This window comes from Roseovarius nanhaiticus, assembly GCF_900156535.1.
Classification (GTDB): domain Bacteria; phylum Pseudomonadota; class Alphaproteobacteria; order Rhodobacterales; family Rhodobacteraceae; genus Roseovarius; species Roseovarius nanhaiticus.
Window position 1 is genome coordinate 41859 of sequence record NZ_FTNV01000004.1, and the last position, 17805, is coordinate 59663.

Here is a 17805-nt window from a genome sequence, read left to right on the forward strand (position 1 = left end):
GGCGATACTTCATGATCCGAGCAAACAAACCCCTCCTTTGCGTCGCAGGCGCGGCCCTGATGCTGACTGCGGCCTGCGAAGGTCCTGGCAACCTGCAAGGCACGGGCGCTGCGCCCAACCGCACGCAGCAGGGCGCGCTGATCGGTGGCCTCGCGGGCGCCGTGACTGGCGCCGTTGCCAGCGACAAGAAAGGCAAAGGCGCGCTGATCGGCGGAGCCATCGGCGCACTGGGCGGCGCAGCCATCGGCAACGCGCTGGACAAACAAGAGGCCGAATTGCGCCGCGATCTGGAGAATGACCGCGTTCGCATCAACAACACCGGCGACCGCCTGATCGTGACCCTGCCCGAGGACATCACCTTCGCCGTTGACAGCGCGCAGGTGAATGGTGCTCTGCGCGGCGATCTCTTTACGGTCGCCGAGAGCCTGCGCAATTACCCCGGCAGCAATGTTCAGGTCATCGGCCATACCGACAATTCCGGCTCCGCCGCCTATAACCAGGAGCTGTCCGAGCGCCGCGCCAACGCGGTCGCATCCGTACTGCGCGAAGGCGGCGTCGGCGGCGCACGCATCAACACCTTCGGCCGGGGCGAGGACCAGCCCATCGCGTCCAACCTGACGCCCCAAGGCAAGGCCCAGAACCGCCGGGTCGAGATTGTCATCCTGCCGACGCAGTAAGACATCGCGCGAGGCGGGTCTGTCCTGCCTCGCGGTTTTTGCCCCATGATCACCATTCTGCGCATGCGCCCCAATGATGCCGCCAGCCTCGCGCGGCTCATGCACCGCGCGGTGCATGACGGGGCCAGCCCGGATTACACGCCCGAGCAGCTTACCGCGTGGTCGCCCGAGCCGATGGATCCCGGAGCCTTCCTGATGCGGCTGGCGGATGGCCGCGCCGTCTGGGTGGCCTTCGACGCCGATGCGCGCGCCTGCGGCTTCATCGAGTTGACGCCGCGCGGTCATATAGACCTTTTTTATTGCCACCCCCGTGGAAGAGGTATCGGCGGCGCGCTCTATGCCGCCCTCGAGGCCGAAGCACGCGGGCGCGGCCTCGGTCGCCTCACCGTCGATGCCAGCGAGGGCGCGCGTGCGTTTTTCCTGCGGGAGGGTTTCGAGTGCCATGGCAGCCGCGCGGTCCTGCGCAACGGAACGCAGCTGCACAACTATGCAATGTCGCGCATTCTGGACCTCGACGCCGAAGCCACGCTTTCTTGACGCTAGGACGCCTTCGATATACCCGATTGGCCGACCCGATCATGCAAAGGACGCCCCCACATGAGCACCCCTTCCCTTCTCATCCTCGCCGGTGACGGCATCGGCCCCGAAGTCATGGCCGAAGTGACCAAGATCATCGGCTGGTATGGCGACAAGCGGGACATGCCCTTCGATATTTCAGAGGATCTGGTGGGCGGATGCGCCTATGACAAGCACGGCACACCCCTGCATGATGACACGATGGCCAAGGCGCAGGAGGTGGACGCGGTTCTGCTGGGTGCCGTGGGCGGACCGAAATACGACGATCTGGATTTCTCGGTGAAGCCCGAGCGCGGCCTGCTGCGCCTGCGCAAGGAGATGGACCTTTTCGCCAACCTGCGCCCGGCGCAATGCTTTGATGCGCTGGCGGATTTCTCGTCGCTGAAGCGCGATATTGTCGCGGGCCTCGACATCATGATCGTGCGCGAGCTGACCTCCGGCATCTATTTCGGCGAGCCGCGCGGGATCTTCACCGAGGGCAACGAGCGCGTCGGCATCAACACCCAGCGCTATACCGAGTCCGAGATCGACCGCGTCGCGCGCGCCGCCTTCGAGCTGGCCCGCCGCCGTGGCAACAAGGTCTGCTCGATGGAGAAGGCCAATGTGATGGAGAGCGGCATCCTCTGGCGCGAGGTCGTGACCAAGGTGCATGCCGAGAGCTATCCCGACGTGCAGCTGTCGCATATGTATGCCGATGCGGGCGCGATGCAGCTGTGCCGCAATCCCAAGCAGTTCGACGTCATCGTGACCGATAACCTCTTTGGCGATCTTCTGTCGGATGCCGCCGCGATGCTGACCGGCTCGCTTGGCATGCTGCCTTCGGCCAGCCTCGGCGCGCCGATGGCCAATGGCCGCCCCAAGGCGCTCTACGAGCCGGTCCATGGCTCGGCGCCGGATATTGCGGGCCAAGGCAAGGCCAACCCCATCGCCTGCATCCTCAGTTTCGCCATGGCGCTGCGCTACTCCTTTGATCAGGGCGCCGAGGCCGACCGGCTGGAGCGCGCGGTGGAAAAGGTGCTGGCCGATGGCGCGCGCACGCCCGATCTGATGGGCCCCGAGGGCGGCACGCCGCTGACCACGGCGCAGATGGGCGATGCGATCATCGAGGCGCTGAACGCCAGCCTCTAAGCGCTTGGCGGCGCCGGATCGTCTCCGGCGCCGGTCATTTGAGGGATTGCAAAGCGCGCGCCCCTCGTCTATCGCTCGCGCCACGGTCGGGCTGTAGCGCAGCCTGGTAGCGCACCTGCTTCGGGAGCAGGGGGTCGGAGGTTCGAATCCTCTCAGCCCGACCAATTTCTCCAAATTCTGCATCGGAACCTCTTGCGCCATATATTGGTTGGCAGGCACGTTTACCGCTGCGAGGAGAGATCTAATGGCCAGCCGCACCGACCACCTGAACCGCTGTATCGAACTGGCCGAAGAGGCGCTGAACGCCGGTGACGCGCCATTCGGGTCGGTCTTGGTGGATGCGGATGGCAAGGTCTTGCGCGAGGCCCGCAATCGCGTGAACACCCATGATGCCACGGACCACCCCGAGATCGAGCTGGCCCGCTGGGCCGCGCAGAACATGGCGCCCGAGGCCCGCCGCGCCGCCACTGTCTATACGTCTGGCGAGCATTGCCCGATGTGCTCTGCCGCGCATGGCTGGGCCGGGCTGGGGCGCATCGTGTTTATCCATTCGACCGGCCAGCTGACCGAGTGGATGGCCGAATTCGGCGCCGAAAAAGGCCCCGTCACGCAGCTGGGCATCGACAAGATCGTACCGGGAATTGAGACGGAAGGGCCGATCCCGGAACTGGCTGCCAAGATGCGCGCGCTTCACGCCCGCGCCCAAGGCGTTACGCCCTAAAACGACGGAATCAGGTAGAGGCCAAGCGCCCCTAGCATGAAAAGCGTTAGCGACAGGTTGAACCCGCGCCGCCAAGACGGCGCATCCGCAAGCCCGAGATAGCGAGACAGGATCAGCCGCGCCTTCATCAGCGCAAGAAACAGGACGATGGCGCCAGCGATGCGCGCGTCATAGCCCGCGGTGATTGCGGCGGCAGCCAGCGTGCTGACTCCGCTCAAGACGATGAGCGTCAGCCATGCGCGGGTGAGGATATCGGGGCGCGTCATGCTCATGCCAGAAGATAGACGATCGGAAAGAGCAGGACCCACACGAGGTCGACCATGTGCCAAAACGCGGCGCCCATCTCGATATTGTCGGGCGCGTCGCGCCATGCCACCAGCAACAAGAGGATCACCCCCGCCACGACATGCGCGGCGTGAAAGCCGGTTAGCAAGTAGTAGAACATGAAAAATGGGTGCGTGTCGTAATTGATGCCCTTGGCGGCCTTGTCAGCGTATTCAGCGCCCTTGATCACAAGGAAGACCACGCCCAGCGCCGCCGCCGCCGCCAGCGCAAGACGCGCAGCGCCCCGCCGCGCGGCCTGCCTGAATTGCAGGGCGCGCGCCGCCAGATAGCCGCTGGTGATCAAGACCACCGTGTTCAGACCGGCGCCGGTACGGTCAAGATGCTGCTGCGCCTCGGCAAAACCCGCCGGATCTGTCAGGCGCACCGATAGAAACGCGCCAAGGCCCGCACCAAACACCAACAGTTCGCTGATGATCAGCACCCACATCAGAAAGTCACCCGGCAGCTCTTCCAGGATGCTGGGTTCAGCTTGTTCGCTCATGGTGACACTTTCTCGATTTTCGGATCATGCATAGTTCGGCCAGAGTCTAGCTCATAGCGCGACAAGATGGTTGTCCCACATCAACCCCGAATGATTCCGCGCCCCCGCATGGCGGCCCATGCGGCGCAATGCCCCCGTGCCTGACGCAATCAAAAGCCCACCGGTGCAAGGCGCCACGCCGCAGGCGTCTTGCACCTGCTCACTCTGCTGCAGTCGTGCGGTTTCCACAGAATAGACCTGTACCAGCCTACCTCTGGGCGATGTGATTGCCACGTCGCGCTGACCGGCGCCAAAGGCGACACTGCCGACATATCCGCGCATGGCCAGCAATGCGTCCTCGGGCGTATCACACAGCCGCATGACATCCCCGCGCCGATGCAATCCAACCAGCGCTGGCCCGTCCTCGTCACCTTGCCATTGCAGGCCGAAGGCAACCGTGCCGTCATGCGACACGGCAAGATGCCGTATCGAACCCTTATGCATCTCGGGCGGCAGGGCGGCACTGTCGGTCACGCGGCCCTCGTCGATATAGCTGAGGTTGGGCTGCATCCACGGGATGTTCAGCTCGGTCCGGCCCGTATCGGGATGGGTCTCGATCCCGCCATTTGCCACGACCAGAGTATCGCGCCCCGGCATCCGCCGCACCTCATGCGGGCCGGTGCCGCCGCTATCGAATTCACCGGCGCGAGCGTAGCCGCGCTCCGCGTCCCAGACACCGATCACACCCCGCGCGGAGGCATAGTCATTCTCGGTGGTGTAAAGCCAGCGGCCATCCAGCGAGAAGGCGCCGTGCCCGTAGAAATGCCGTCCCTCCGGCGCCGAGAGCTCAGCCGTCTGCCGCCCGGCGGCGCAGTCGATCACAACGGCGAATGTACCGGGGCGACGCGCGAAGGCCACCGCTTCGGGGCGCGCGGGATGGGCGGCAGCAGCATGACCGCGCCCCGGCAGCGGCAGACGGAACCTCAGTTCCAGATCATCCCCGATGCCGCAAAGGACGAAACCACCATCCGGCATGCCCGCCGCGGACAGCCAGCGCGGCGCGCCCGCATCCGCCCATGTGGCGCGCGGCACCAATCCAGTGCCAACAAGCCCGGCCAGAAATCCGCGGCGGCTGGTCATCGCGTCAGTCTCCATCCAATGCGTTGAAACCCGCCGCCACACCCAATTCAGGCCCCAGTTCGCTCTGTACCGTTTCGCGTACCCGGTCGATCTTTTGCCGCAATACCTCGACGCGCAGGCGGGCCGCAGGCTCGGACACGCCCGCGAACACCGGATCCTGCAGCGCCCCGGCATCCTCCCGCGCAGCCTCGAAGCCGGAGGTGAGCCGCGCCTGAAGATCCTCATCATCCCCCGCCAAGCGCCGCGCAAGATCCTCGAGCGATGCAAGCGAAAGGCGCACATGGCGCAAGGAGCGTCCCGCGCGCCATGCCTCGGCCCGCTTGGGATGCGGCGCATCGAACGTGCCAAGAGGCCGGCCCAGCCGCGTGTCCGAGGTGAATTCCAGCCCGTAGGTCAGCGCCTTGAAAAGCTCCTGCAGCGCCTCGGCATCGCTGCGGTAGGGGCTGCCTTCGGCGCCGGAATTGCGCAGCGCGTCCGCATACCCACCTTGCCAATCGGCCAGAATGTCGGCGGCAAGTTTCGCGGTATCGGCCGCGATGACCTGCATCAGTGCGCAGCGATACTGCGCATCTCCCAGCGCGGCGATCTCGGGATCGAACAGCATCATTTCCAGCGCATAGAAACCGCGTGCCGCAATCGACACTTCCGCATATCCTTCTGCCGCCTCAACAACGGGATCTGCATCCGCGATCAGCCCGCGCAGGGTGCGCGGCGTGATCCCGCGCGTATCGGGCCAAAAGGCCAGCGCGAAGGCGCGGTCCTCCATCTCAGTCGGGCCAAAGCGCAGATGGCTGGCCGCAACCCAGGCATCGAAGGCGGCCGCGTAGGCGGCGCGCAGGGCCGCATCCTCGCGGTCACAGGTCTTGGACGCGGCGGCGCGCAACTCTGCGCTCGTCTCCGCCAATGCCGCGAACCGAGGCAGAATATGCGCATCCACGACCTCCTCGGCAATACTGCGCGCCTGAGCGGATGCGGCAGCTGGAGCACAGAGGGCAAGCGCCAAGGCGATGTGGCGCGCGGCGGACGAAAGGCTGAACATCAAAGGCTCTCCAGATATCGGATCAGTGCGGCGCGGTCCTCGGGCGGCATTTGGGCGACGGTATCGCGTGCCGCCTCAGCCTCGCCGCCATGCCACAGGACCGCCTCCAGCAAAGAGCGCGCGCGCCCGTCATGCAGAAAATAGGTATGCCCGCTGACACGCTCGGTCAGGCCGATACCCCAAAGCGGCGGCGTGCGCCACTCGCGCCCCGTGGCGCGGGCCTCGGGGCGGTTATCGGCCAGCCCCTCGCCCATGTCATGCAGCAGCATGTCCGTATGCGGCCAGATCAGCTGAAAGCTCTGGGCGGGCTGATCGTCAAGCCGGTGGGTCACGAATTTGGGCGTGTGGCAGGCGGCGCAGCCGGTGCTGTGAAACACCTCTTTGCCGCGCAAAACCTCGGGGTCGTCCACATCCCGCCGCGCGGGCACCCCGAGATTCTGGCTGTAAAAGGTGACCAGATCCAACCCTTCGGCATCAACTTCGAAGTCACGCGCATCCCCGTCGCCATGCGGCGCGTTCTGGCAGGCATCCTGAATGGTTGTGCATTCGCCGAAGGGATCGGCAAAGAGAGGATTCGATATGCCGATATCCCCGGCAAAGGCCCCGGCGCTTTGCTCGCGCACAGTTGGCGATCCGGCCTTGAGGCCGAACCGGCCCAGCATCGGCATGTCGTATTCGGCGGACCAGACGATGTTCGCGCGCCCCGATATGCCATCGCCATCCGCATCGTCAGGGTCGGCCAGCGCCAGGATATCCACCGCCGGAATTGCCTCGAGCAGACCCAGCCCGATCATCTGCGGCGCGACGCGCGGGCTCAGCATCGCTTGCGGGTGCAGCGGGCCATATCCCAGATCGGCGGCGGTATAGGTAGGCGCGCGCAGGCTGGCCGTCTCGCCGCCCGAAAGAGCCACGGGTATCTCGGTATACCGGATCGCCAGTCGGTATTCGGCGGGGATGCCGGGTAGCGCGAAATCCTGCAGCTGGGTGCCGTAGGTCGGGTCCGGCGCGGTGCCCAGATACTCCTCGATCTCGGTCATCCTTGCAGCATCATCGGGGATCGAGATGCGCAGGAACATCGACACGGCGCTCTGCTCGCCCAGCTCGGGTGGGTGGCCGCGCCCATCTTTGATATGGCAGCTCTGGCAAGAGCGCGCATTGTAAAGTGGCCCCAACCCATCGGAGGCCAGCGTGGACGACGGTGAGGACACCCAGAGTTTGCGAAAAAGGCCATTGCCGACCTTGAACCGCAACTCGCCATCGAAGCCGATATTGTTGGACGGGTCCGAAAACGCATCCGCGGTCTCGCGCACGCGGACGGTGGCCGCGCCGGCGGGCAAGTCTTCGAACCGCTCGGGCATGGTGAAGTCTTGCGGATCGCGCAAGATATCCGCGATGCGCGCCGCCTCCGCCTCGGTCCGGGGTATGATGGTCAGATGCGGCTCGCTCAGCGCGTCAGCATGCGCGCCCGTGACGGTCAGGCACGCGGCCAGAGCGCGCAGCGCACAGCTTATCCGGGCATATCGTCTTGCACCGGCCATGACCCTATCCCTTTCCTTCCGCAGCGGATGACACCCTGCCTATCACATTTCGATAGAACGCCGCGCGCCGGCATTCAACTTTTGCGTGCAGATACCGTCCGATACCCACCCCAATTCCGACGTCGCCCTTCAGAACTCATACGTGATGAGCGTGCCGATGGTCTGGTTCTTGTCGGTACCCTCGCGCGCCCACCGATATCCCAAGGATCCGAACAGCCCCGGCGCCAGCTCCATCTCGCCCGAGATGCTGGCCAGATGATCCGTGCGAGCGCCGCTGACGTCGCGATTGGAATAGGTCCCCGATACAGTCACCGGCCCGAAGGGCGCCGCAACACTGACGGTGCCATATCGCGCCGATGCGCTGGTGCCGCCGAAATCGGTGAAATATGCAATCTCACTCAGGAGGGCGACGGGCCGGCCCAGATCATAGGTATGCGTCAGCCCCAGAACGGCCCCGGTCTGGTCATGCGTGTCGCCCGCGCCGCGCGCGAGGCGCTGGATGCCAACATTGTAGGTGGTCTCACCAATCGCGCCGTTAATCGCGGCGGCGATACTCTCAGGGCCGTCGGTATTCGCGACACCGCCGGCGCTGATGTTGTTCTGACCGCGCACGCGGCCCAGCGAGTCGGACAGGATGGTGCGGTCCGCATGGAACACAGCCACCGACAGGACATTGACCGAAGCGCCCAAATCAAAAGGTACCAGAACGGCGCCCCCCAGTTGCTCGGTCAGCTCGTAATCTTCGGCAAAGTCGGCACCGAAGATGCCCGGCGCCTCATCCCATGCAACGCCGAAGGCGGGGTTGAACTTGCCCAGCTGAAGAGCGGCGCCACCGAAATCATGGCTGAAATAAAGCTCTTCCGCATAAAGCCCGTGATCCTCGAACGCGCGGTCGCGCGTGGCGTCTGTGATCGGCTCCAACACCAAAGACGCGTTCAGCGACGACGAGGCGCCGATGGCCAGCGTAATCGCCGATTCAATGGTGGTGTAGGTATCGCTGATCTCGTTCGCCGGATCGGTGGACTCGAAGAGCGAGCCATTTTCGATTTCCACGGTGAATTCCGCGGTCAGCGGGCCGTATTCCAGCGCAAGCGTCGGAGATGTCGAGAACAGCGCCAGAGCGCCTGTCAGTGGGGCCAGGATCTTCATGGGAGTTATGTCTTTCCGGAATGATTATGAGGTCTGGCTGGCGGAATGCGTGCTGACATAGGGGGCCCGCCGTCCGGACGATGCCGGGCGGCGCGCGGGATGGTATTACTCGAAAACGGCGCTGGGCTGATCCAGGCTGTCCGAGCCCTCGATGGACACATCGCCTAGGTCCAGCGCTGCGGTGATCCGCTCGATCGTACGGGTCTGGGCGATCAAGCCGTCAACGCCGCCCATGATCAATGCCTCGCCCGCCTCGTTGCCGCGCGCCAGCATCTGATCGTAGGAGGTGCCAGCCTCGGCGGCCAGCTTGATCCGGCCCAGTGCGCGCATCGTCGTCGCCAGCTTGGCCTGCATCTCGGTGTCCAGCGCGGGGTCCGCCTGAGCGGTCAGATCGGCCAGCGACGGGCCCTCGACCATGCTGCCGTCAATGCGCACATACTGGCCGTGATAGACATTCTGCACGCCCAGACCGTCGTAGTAGTGACTGTTGTGCGTGTTGTCGGAAAAGCAGTCATGCTCTTCCTCGGGATCGTTCAGCATGAGGCCAAGGCGCATCCGCTCGCCCGCCTGCTCACCGTAGCTGAGGCTGCCCATGCCGGTCAGGATCGCCGAAATTCCCGCCGCCTCATCCTCGGTGACAGCCTCGCGCGCCGCGCCGCCCGGCGCCCATTGCGCGGCCATCCAATCAAGGTCCGACACCAGCAATTCCGACGCTGCCTCCAGATACTCGGCGCGGCGGTCGCAATTGCCATTGGTGCACGCATCTCCGGCGGCGTAATCCGTCCAGGGACGATCGCCCGCGCCATGATCCGTGCCATTCAGGTCCTGGCCCCACAGAAGAAACTCGATCGCGTGGTACCCGGTGGCAACATTCGCCTCGTTTCCGCCTGCCTCATGCAGTGTGCCAGACAGCAGATCAGGCGTGATCGCGCCCGCATCGATCGTTTGGCCGGACAGGTCAAACGATGTATTCGCAACGACGTTCAGCGCCTTCAGACCGTTCTCGTCCGACGCGCCACCATAGGCCGCGTCGACATAATCGATCAGCCCCTCATCCAGCGGCCAGGCATTCACCTGCCCCTCCCAGTCATCGACGATGGCGTTGCCAAAGCGAAAGACTTCGGTCTGCTGGTAGGGCACCCGCGCCGCCAGCCAAGCCGCGCGCGCAGCCGTCAAAGCCTGGGGCGACGGCGTCTCGATCAGCGCCTCGATGGCCTCATGCAAGCCTCGCGCAGCGATGGCGCTGTCCTCGTATCCTGCAGCGGCGATATCGGCGTAGGTGCTTAGAACTTCGGATTGGGTGGCGGCCAGCGCCGGCAGGCTCAGCGCCACGCCAAGGGCTGTCGTGCCCATAAATAGACGGCTCATATAAAGATATCCTTTGGTCAGTACTTCTATTCGGCGCGGACGCCCGATCACTTGGTCAGGATCAGCTTGCCCGCCCGCGTGATCCTCAGCGTGTAGAGCTTGTCCTCGAGCGCGATGCGCGCGACGTCGCCGCCCGAAACCAGCTGGCGCGCGTCATAGGTTGGAAGCGTTTCCGCCCCAGGATCAGATTGGATGTTCGAAGGGATGTGGGTCATGCACGGGCCTTTCGCAGAGCGCGCGCATGGTCACGCCCAGGCATGAATTGCGCCATCGCGTGCGTCCTCGTTCAAATGTCGGTGTCGGCTTCCCCATCTGCCAAATCGCGTGGGGTGGCTGGCTCGACGGCATACTTGAGTGAATCACTCGGAAAAGTCAATGCGGGTTTTTGAGGCCGGTGGCATAGCCTAATTCGCACAGAGCTTGCCTTTTGACTGCCGCGTGATGAAAGTCGGGGCAATGCCTGCCGACATGCCAAGGACCACGCCGATGCCGCCCAACAGCTACATCTCGACCCCCTCTCATGACAGCTACGATGTCGTCATCATCGGGGGCGCCATGATGGGGTCGGCGGCTGCATGGTTTACCGCGCAGGATCCGGATTTCGATGGCCGCATTCTGGTGATCGACCGCGATCCCAGCTACGAGAAATGCTCGACGGGGCATACCAACAGTTGCATTCGGCAGCAGTTCAGCAGCGCGCTGAACGTGCGCATCTCGCAATTCGGCGCGGACTTCATCCAGAACCTGCCGCGGCATATGGGCAACGACCCACGCGTGCCACAGCTGAAGATCCAGAATTACGGCTACATGTATCTGGCCGATACCGACGCTGGCGCCGACGCCCTGCGCGCCGCCCATGCCGTCCAGCGCGCCGAGGGGGCCGGGACGCGCCTGATGACTCCGGACGAGCTGGCGGCGGAATATCCCTTCTACGCAACGGACGATCTGGTGCTGGGCAGCATCAACACCAAGGACGAGGGCTATTGGGACTACATGGCCGTCTTCGACTGGTGGCGCCGCCAGGCCCGCGAAAAGGGTGTCGAATTTCTGGCAGATGAGGTCACCGGGATCACGCGGGACGGCGCGCGCGTCACCGGCGTTGCCCTTGCCTCGGGGCAGCGCATCGCCTGCGGCCAGCTGATCAACGCCAGCGGCCCGCGCGCCGCGCGCACCGCCGCAATGGCCGGGATCGACATCCCCGTGGAGCCGCGCAAACGGTACACTTGGACCTTCTCGGCGGCGCAGCCGCTGAGCCGCGAATTGCCGCTGACCGTCGATCCTTCGGGCGTGCATATCCGGCAGGACGGCGCGGACACCTACATGGCCGGCGCGCACAGCCATATCGACCCGGCGGTCGATCCTGATGATTTCGACATGGATCATGGCATCTGGATGGATCATGTCTGGCCCGCCATCGCCACGCGCATCCCCCAGTTCGAGGCGATCAAGGTGCTGCGCGAATGGGCCGGGCATTATGCGATGAACACGTTCGACCATAATGCCATCTGCGGCCCCCACCCGGAGCTGACCAATTTCCTCTTCATGAATGGCTTTTCCGGCCATGGCCTGCAACAGGCCCCCGCCATGGGGCGCGGCATCGCCGAATGGTTGGTGCATGGCCGCTACCGCACGCTCGACCTCAGCCCGTTTCATTTCGAGCGGATCGCGGCGGGCAAGCCCTATGTCGAATCCGCCATTATTTAGGGGATCACGCCCATGAAGATCGTGCGCACCGATGCCGAGCTGCAGACCCCCATCACCGACGCCGCGCTGCGCGGCGCCGGGCATGATCTGGTGACGCTGCCGGACGGGATAGATGAGGACAGCCTGATCGCGGCGCTTGCGGACGCGGATCTTTTGCTGATGTGCTACACACCCGTCACCGCGCGCGTCATCTCGGCGGCGCCCAAGCTGCGCGGCATCGTCAAATACGGGGTCGGCATCGACGCCATCGACATCCCCGCCGCCAAGGCGCGCGGCATCACGGTGGTCAACATCCCCGAATATGCCGAGGAAACGGTGGCCGAGGGCGCGTTCACGCTGATGATCGCGCTGGCCAAGCGGCTGATCCCGCTGGATCGCCAGATGCGCGCGCATGGCTGGGCCTGGCCCGAGCCGCGCTGGATGGGCAACGATATCGCGGGTAAGACGATCGGCCTTATCGGGTTTGGCAAGATCGGCCGCAGCATGGCGCGGATGTGCGCGCAGGGTTTTCGCGCGGATGTCGTCGCCTACAGCCCCCACACACCCGCCAGCGACATGGCCGCGCTCGGCGTGCGCCACGCCAAGACGCTTCACGAACTGCTGGACCAGAGCGACGTTGTCTCGATCCACTGCGTTCTGAATGACAGCACGCATCACCTCATCGGCGAGGCCGAACTGCGCGCGATGCAGCCGCACGCGCACCTCATCAACGTGTCGCGCGGGGCCATCGTGGATGAAGCGGCGCTGGTGCGGGCGCTGCAAGACAGCTGGATCGCGGGCGCCGGCCTCGATGTCTTCAGCGACGAGCCGCTCCGCCGCGAGGACCACATGATCAGCCCGCTTTACGAGATGGAGAACGTCATCCTGTCCCCGCATCTGACCTTCTACACTGCGGAGGCGATGGAGCGGCTGGAGCGCGAGACGCTGGAGCGCTGCGCCGAGTTGATCGAGGGGCGCCCGGTGCTGATCAAATCCACCGACCCGCGCCTGCAGGACCAACCCGGCGCACGCTATCCCTGACCGGCGATCAGGACAATGCCCAGCGCCACGATAACCGCCGCGATCACGCGCCGTGCGCGCGGCCTCTCGCCGAACCACAGAACACCGATCATCGCTGCGAAGATCACCGAGGTTTCGCGCAACGCCGAGACGAGGCCCAAAGGCGCCAGCGTCTTGGCATAAAGCACCAGCCCGTAGGCCGCGCCCGAAATGATCCCGCCCAGAAGGCCGATCCATATCGCGCGGGCGGGCAGCGCGCGCAGCCGGCCCCACCGCGATGGCAGGACATAGAGCGCAACCGTCACATTTCCGACGAACACCCATCCGATATAGGCCAGCGGCGCCCCGGAGGCACGCACGCCCAGCCCGTCGACCAGCGAATAGCTGGCCACGATCACGCCCACGCAGACGGCCGCCATGACGCCCGCGACAGGCAGCGCACCGCGCAGCGCGGGCGCCGCCAGAACAGAGATACCGACGCTGATCGCACCGACGCCCAGCCAGCCGTATAGCGGCAACGTCTCGCCGATCCAGACCTGCGCCCCGAGCGCGACCAGAAGGGGCGCGAGGCCCCGCGAAATCGGGTAGATCAGGCTCAGATCGCCCAGCCGATAAGCGACGTTGAGCATGTAGAAATAGCCCCAGTGAATGATGATGGAGGCAATCGCCCAAGGCACCGCTTCGGGCGCCATGACCGGCGCCAGTATTAGTAGCCCTGCGCCAAAGACCGCGTTCCCGATGCACAGCAGACCCGACATCACCGCGCGGTCCGGCGCGCCCTTCATCAACGCGTTCCACGTGGCATGCATCAGCGCCGCGCAAAGCACCATCAGCGAGACGGCGAGCGTCAGCGCGCGGCCTCCAGCACAGCGGCCACGACGATATCGAGCGCGCGGGTCAGATCCTCTTTCGGGATCGTCAGGGGCGGCGACAGCGTCAGCACGCAGCCCTGGCTGATCTTGAAGCTCAGCCCACCTTCCAGACAGGCGTAATAGATCCCCTCAGCCAACGCGTGACCCATCTCTCGGGTCTGGCGGTCCCGCACGATCTCGACGCCGAACATCAGGCCGCGCCCGCGAATGTCGCCCACGATGGCGCAGCCGTCCAGCCGCTCACGCAGATAGGCCATCGCGTAATCGCCTAGCTCGGCCGCGCGCTCGACCAAGTTTTCGTCCTCGATGATCTCGAGCGTGGTCAGCGCGGCGCGGGCGGTCACCGGGTTCTTCTCGTGCGTGTAATGCCCGATGGCAAAATCGCCGCAGACATCCAGATCGCGCCGCGCAACGCAAGCCGCAATCGGCAGGATGCCCCCGCCCAGCGCCTTGCCCAGCGTCACGATATCCGGGATCACGTCATCATGCTCGAAGGCGAACATGCGCCCCGTCTTGCCGAGGCCCGTGGGGATCTCGTCGAGGATCAGAAGCGCGCCATGCTTGTTGCAGGCCTCGCGCACCGACTTCCAGAAACCGGGCGGCGGTACGTAGGGCACCGCGCGCATCGGCTCGGCGATGACGGCAGCCACATCGCCCTCGCGCTCCAACACGTATTCGACCATCTTGGCGCAGGCCAGCCCGCACACATCCGGACCCGCGTGATTATAGGGACAGCGATAGCAGGCAAAGGGCGCGACATGCTCGGCCCCCGGCACGAGCGGCCCGGCGATATGGCTGCGAAAGGTCGCCTCCCCGCCCACGCTGGCCGAGCCCATTCCGGCGCCATGAAACGCGTCCCAAAAGCTGACCGTCTTGAACCGCCCCGTCGCGGCGCGGGCGATCTTGAGCGCCACCTCGTTGGCGTCTGACCCGCCCGTGGTAAAGAGCGTCTTGCCCAGATCCCCCGGCGCGATCTCGGCCAGCTTCTCGGCCAGCCGCACGGCAGGGTCATTGGTAAAACGGCGCGGCGCGAAGGGCAGATCGTCCATCTGATTTGCAATCGCCGCCTTAAGGCGCGGATGGCCATAGCCGATGTGATGCAGCGAATTGCCGTGGAAATCCATGAACCGGCGCCCATCCAGATCCTCGATCCAGATGCCCTCGGCCTTGGCAATGGTGCTGACGCAGGGGCTGCTGAGGCTCTGATGCAGAAATGCATCGGAATCCCGCCGCAGAAGCGGCGCCGAGCGCGGTCCGATCGACTTCTTGAGCCACGCCTGCCGCGCATCCGACGTATTGGACTCGCCCTCAGTGTGATACATCCCCGCGCCTTTCATTGTTCCCGAATTACTCCCGCCGGAGGCGCGGATTTTTTTTCTTCAAAAATCCGTCACCCCGGCCAAGGCAGCGAATAGGTCTTCACGTTGGTAAAGAATTTCATCGCCTCGATGACACCTTCCTTCACGCCATTGCCACTATCCTTGATCCCGCCAAAGGGCGACATCTCGATGCGATAGCCCGGCTGCTCCCAGATGTTGCAGGTGCCCACGTTCAGCCCGTTGATATAGGCAATCGCGCGGTTTAGATCGTTCGTGCAAACACCCGAGCTGAGGCCGAAGGGCGTGCCATTCGAGATCTTCATCACCTCGCCATCATCATCCGGCACGCGCACGATGGGAATGACCGGCCCGAAGGTTTCGTCCATCACCAGCTCGCTGTCATGCGGCACATGATCGACCACGATGGGCGGCAGAAGCGCGCCGCGCCGCTCGGGGTGGTAGAGGATCGTGGCCCCCGCCTCGCCCGCTGCCATCACGCGGTTTTCGAATATCTCGGCGGCCCTGGCGTGGATCACGCAACCCAGCTCGGTTTCGGGGTCCATCGGGTCGCCGAACTTGATCTTCTTGGCCTTTTCCAGAACCAGAGGCACGAAACGGTCGGCAATGCTATCCTGCACCAGAATGCGCTTGATCGCGGTGCAGCGTTGCCCCGAATTGCCGGTCGCGCCGGCGACGGCGATGGTCGCCGCTTTCTCCAGATCCGCATCAGACAGATCATTCAGCACGATCAGCGGATCGTTCCCGCCCAGCTCCAGCGCCTGCCGTTTGTAGCCTGCCTTGGACGCGATCATCTTGCCCACCGGCACGCCGCCGGTGAAGGTTATGATGTCGATATGCTCGTTCGTGATCATCTCGTCGCCGATGGCGTCCGGAAGGCCGGTGACGATCTGAAACATCTCGGGCGGCAGGCCCGCCTCGTAGAGGATATCAGCGAGCGCGATTGCGGTGAGCGGGGTCAGCTCGGTCGGCTTGCACACCATGCAGTTATTGGTGGCAATCGACGGCGCGATCTTGTGGCTGACCATGTTCAGCGGATGGTTGAAGGGCGTGATTGCACTGATGCAGCGCACCGGCTCGCGCATCGTGTAGATCTTGCGCGCCTTGCCGTTATGCGTGAGATCGCAGGAGAACACCTCGCCATCGTCCATCAGCGCCTGCGCAGCGGCGAATTGATAGACATCCTGCGCGCGCTTCGTCTCGTAGATCGCGTGCTGGTGGCAGATGCCCAGTTCCAGCACCAGCCATTTCGCCAGGTACTCGCGCCGCTCGCCGATCAATTCGCCCGCGCGTTTCAGGATCTCGCTGCGCTCGTAGCGGGTCAGGGTCGGCTTATAATCCGCCGCGATCTGAAAGGCGCGGCGCGCGTGTTCGTCCGTGCCGGCGGGCACGCTGCCCACGACCTCGTCCGTGTAGGGATAACGCACCTCGATGACATCATCCGCAAAGACGACGTCACCGCCGATGCGCATCCCTTCGTGGCGCTGTTCGGCCTTGTCCATCACTGTGCCGCTGCCGTGGTGGCCACGAAGAACGCGTCGAAATTGCGCAGTTCGGGCGCATTGCTCAGATCGACCTGGCGATTGACGATGAACGGCACCTCCTGCTCGGTCAGGCCGCCATGGCTGCGCAGCGGCTCGTTCAGGGCGGCCAGATCGTGGCGATGCTCGGACGTGCCGATGGTCATGTTCTCGGTCGAGATCATGACGATATCGCCGATGCGGTCGGCGGGCAGATCATAGCGCGCGACGGCATCCTCGCGGCTGATCACCTCCAGCAGTTCGTCATGCTTTTGCAGGCGCGCGATGATATCGGCGCGGTTCGCACCCTCGGGCAGATAGGCGGTGGCGAAACCGCCCAGCGCGCCGTGATGAACAACGTAAGGGTCGGTGATGGGCAGGATCACGCGGGCCTCTGCCTCGCCCAGCCATTCGTCCAAGAGATCCTGCACATAAATCACCTGCGGATCGCCATTCGCATCATGCTTGGGCTTCATCCCGTGGTCGGCGGTAACGACGATGGCGGCGCCCATCTCGTCCAGCTGGCCCAGATAGCCGTCGAACATCTCGTAGAAGGCCTTGGCTTCGGCCTGATCCGGTGAATACTTATGCTGCACCCAGTCGGTGGTGGTCAAATACATCACGTCCGGCTTCCACTCGCGCAGCAGCTTGACCCCAGCGGCAAAGACGAATTCCGACAGCTCGGCGGAATAGACCTCGGGGCGCTTCATGCCCAGCCACGCGGCGGCGTTGTCCTGTCCATGCTCGGCCTTGGTGGAGGTGTCGGATTTCTCGGCCGAGAAACACAGCGCGCGGTCCTCGTCGAACTTGAGGCCCGCGCCCAAGAGCGCGCGCAGCTTGTCCTTGGCGGTCACGATGGCGACGCGGGCGCCGGCATCGAAGAACTTGGAAAACACCGTGGGCGCGCGCAAGAAGCGCACATCGTTCATCATCACTTCCTCGCCCGTCTCGGGCTCGTATAGGAAGTTGCCGCAGATCCCATGCACCGAAGGCGGACGGCCCGTCGCGATGCTGAGGTTGTTGGGGTTGGTGAAGGACGGGATCACCGAATGGGCCAGCCGGTCGGTGCCGGTTTCCTTCATCTTTTTGAGGTTCGGCATCAGGCCATCGGCGATGGCCTTTTCCAGGTACTCCGGCTCGCACCCGTCCAGACAGATGGCGATGGCGCAGACCTTGGGCGCGGGATAGGTGCGGTCATTTGCAGTGACGGATTTCGTAATGGGCATGTGTCT

General features: G+C 64.5%; 18 protein-coding genes and 1 tRNA gene. 7 read left to right on the forward strand and 12 right to left on the reverse strand.

The window, feature by feature from the left end:
* Nucleotides 1-11 precede the first annotated feature (11 nt).
* The 5 genes from BW975_RS15920 (at nt 12) to BW975_RS15940 (ending at nt 3102) form a co-directional block, all read left to right on the forward strand.
* Nucleotides 12-677 (forward strand): YiaD family glycine zipper/OmpA-like lipoprotein, encoded by a 666-nt coding sequence (locus BW975_RS15920; protein WP_076535344.1) that lies wholly within the window; start codon nt 12-14, stop codon nt 675-677.
* A gap of 45 nt (nt 678-722) precedes the next feature.
* Entirely contained in the window at nt 723-1214 is a 492-nt protein-coding gene (locus tag BW975_RS15925) for a GNAT family N-acetyltransferase (protein WP_076535345.1), read from the forward strand.
* Between the two features lie 60 nt (nt 1215-1274).
* On the forward strand, nt 1275-2381 hold the full coding sequence (gene leuB, locus BW975_RS15930) for a 3-isopropylmalate dehydrogenase (RefSeq protein WP_076535346.1): 1107 nt from the start codon (nt 1275-1277) through the stop codon (nt 2379-2381).
* A gap of 87 nt (nt 2382-2468) precedes the next feature.
* Nucleotides 2469-2545: transfer RNA gene (locus tag BW975_RS15935), tRNA-Pro, on the forward strand.
* A gap of 80 nt (nt 2546-2625) precedes the next feature.
* A complete protein-coding gene (locus tag BW975_RS15940; RefSeq protein WP_076535347.1) occupies nt 2626-3102 on the forward strand; it encodes a nucleoside deaminase in 477 nt (158 codons plus the stop codon).
* Here the strand turns inward: BW975_RS15940 and BW975_RS15945 are convergent.
* The 8 genes from BW975_RS15945 to hemP form a co-directional block, all read right to left on the reverse strand.
* Nucleotides 3099-3368 (reverse strand): cytochrome C oxidase subunit IV family protein, encoded by a 270-nt coding sequence (locus BW975_RS15945; protein ID WP_244512618.1) that lies wholly within the window; start codon nt 3366-3368, stop codon nt 3099-3101. The genes BW975_RS15940 and BW975_RS15945 overlap by 4 nt on opposite strands.
* 2 nt (nt 3369-3370) lie before the next feature.
* Complete coding sequence (locus BW975_RS15950) at nt 3371-3928, reverse strand: cytochrome c oxidase subunit 3 (RefSeq protein ID WP_076535349.1); 558 nt, start codon at nt 3926-3928, stop codon at nt 3371-3373.
* A gap of 51 nt (nt 3929-3979) precedes the next feature.
* Nucleotides 3980-5047 carry a DUF1513 domain-containing protein gene (locus BW975_RS15955; protein ID WP_076535350.1) on the reverse strand — a complete coding sequence of 356 codons (1068 nt, stop codon included), beginning with the start codon at nt 5045-5047 and terminating at the stop codon, nt 3980-3982.
* A 4-nt stretch (nt 5048-5051) separates the two neighbouring features.
* Nucleotides 5052-6086 carry an imelysin family protein gene (locus BW975_RS15960; protein WP_076535351.1) on the reverse strand — a complete coding sequence of 345 codons (1035 nt, stop codon included), beginning with the start codon at nt 6084-6086 and terminating at the stop codon, nt 5052-5054.
* A complete protein-coding gene (locus tag BW975_RS15965) occupies nt 6086-7624 on the reverse strand; it encodes a di-heme oxidoreductase family protein (protein ID WP_076535352.1) in 1539 nt (512 codons plus the stop codon). The genes BW975_RS15960 and BW975_RS15965 overlap by 1 nt, the downstream gene beginning before the upstream one ends.
* A gap of 129 nt (nt 7625-7753) precedes the next feature.
* Nucleotides 7754-8773 carry a hypothetical protein gene (locus tag BW975_RS15970; protein WP_076535353.1) on the reverse strand — a complete coding sequence of 340 codons (1020 nt, stop codon included), beginning with the start codon at nt 8771-8773 and terminating at the stop codon, nt 7754-7756.
* Nucleotides 8774-8878: 105 nt separating this feature from the next.
* Nucleotides 8879-10141 (reverse strand): imelysin family protein, encoded by a 1263-nt coding sequence (locus tag BW975_RS15975; protein WP_076535354.1) that lies wholly within the window; start codon nt 10139-10141, stop codon nt 8879-8881.
* A gap of 47 nt (nt 10142-10188) precedes the next feature.
* Nucleotides 10189-10356, reverse strand: a complete 168-nt coding sequence (gene hemP / locus BW975_RS15980) for a hemin uptake protein HemP (RefSeq protein WP_076535355.1) — start codon at nt 10354-10356, stop codon at nt 10189-10191.
* Between the two features lie 271 nt (nt 10357-10627).
* Here hemP and BW975_RS15985 point away from each other — a divergent pair, with 271 nt between their 5' ends.
* Together BW975_RS15985 and BW975_RS15990 are read left to right on the forward strand one after the other, a co-directional pair.
* On the forward strand, nt 10628-11845 hold the full coding sequence (locus BW975_RS15985; protein ID WP_076535356.1) for an NAD(P)/FAD-dependent oxidoreductase: 1218 nt from the start codon (nt 10628-10630) through the stop codon (nt 11843-11845).
* A gap of 12 nt (nt 11846-11857) precedes the next feature.
* A complete protein-coding gene (locus BW975_RS15990; RefSeq protein WP_076535357.1) occupies nt 11858-12865 on the forward strand; it encodes a 2-hydroxyacid dehydrogenase in 1008 nt (335 codons plus the stop codon).
* Here BW975_RS15990 and BW975_RS15995 read toward each other — a convergent pair.
* From BW975_RS15995 to phnA, 4 genes are all read right to left on the reverse strand, one after another.
* Nucleotides 12856-13629 (reverse strand): DMT family transporter, encoded by a 774-nt coding sequence (locus BW975_RS15995; protein ID WP_170846616.1) that lies wholly within the window; start codon nt 13627-13629, stop codon nt 12856-12858. The genes BW975_RS15990 and BW975_RS15995 overlap by 10 nt on opposite strands.
* Before the next feature lie 62 nt (nt 13630-13691).
* On the reverse strand, nt 13692-15038 hold the full coding sequence (pbfA, locus tag BW975_RS16000; protein WP_083687157.1) for a (R)-1-hydroxy-2-aminoethylphosphonate ammonia-lyase: 1347 nt from the start codon (nt 15036-15038) through the stop codon (nt 13692-13694).
* Between the two features lie 68 nt (nt 15039-15106).
* Nucleotides 15107-16555 carry a phosphonoacetaldehyde dehydrogenase gene (phnY, locus tag BW975_RS16005; protein WP_076535360.1) on the reverse strand — a complete coding sequence of 483 codons (1449 nt, stop codon included), beginning with the start codon at nt 16553-16555 and terminating at the stop codon, nt 15107-15109.
* Nucleotides 16555-17799, reverse strand: coding sequence for a phosphonoacetate hydrolase (gene phnA, locus BW975_RS16010; RefSeq protein ID WP_076535361.1), 1245 nt, complete (start codon nt 17797-17799; stop codon nt 16555-16557). The genes phnY and phnA overlap by 1 nt, the downstream gene beginning before the upstream one ends.
* Between the last annotated feature and the right edge of the window lie 6 nt (nt 17800-17805).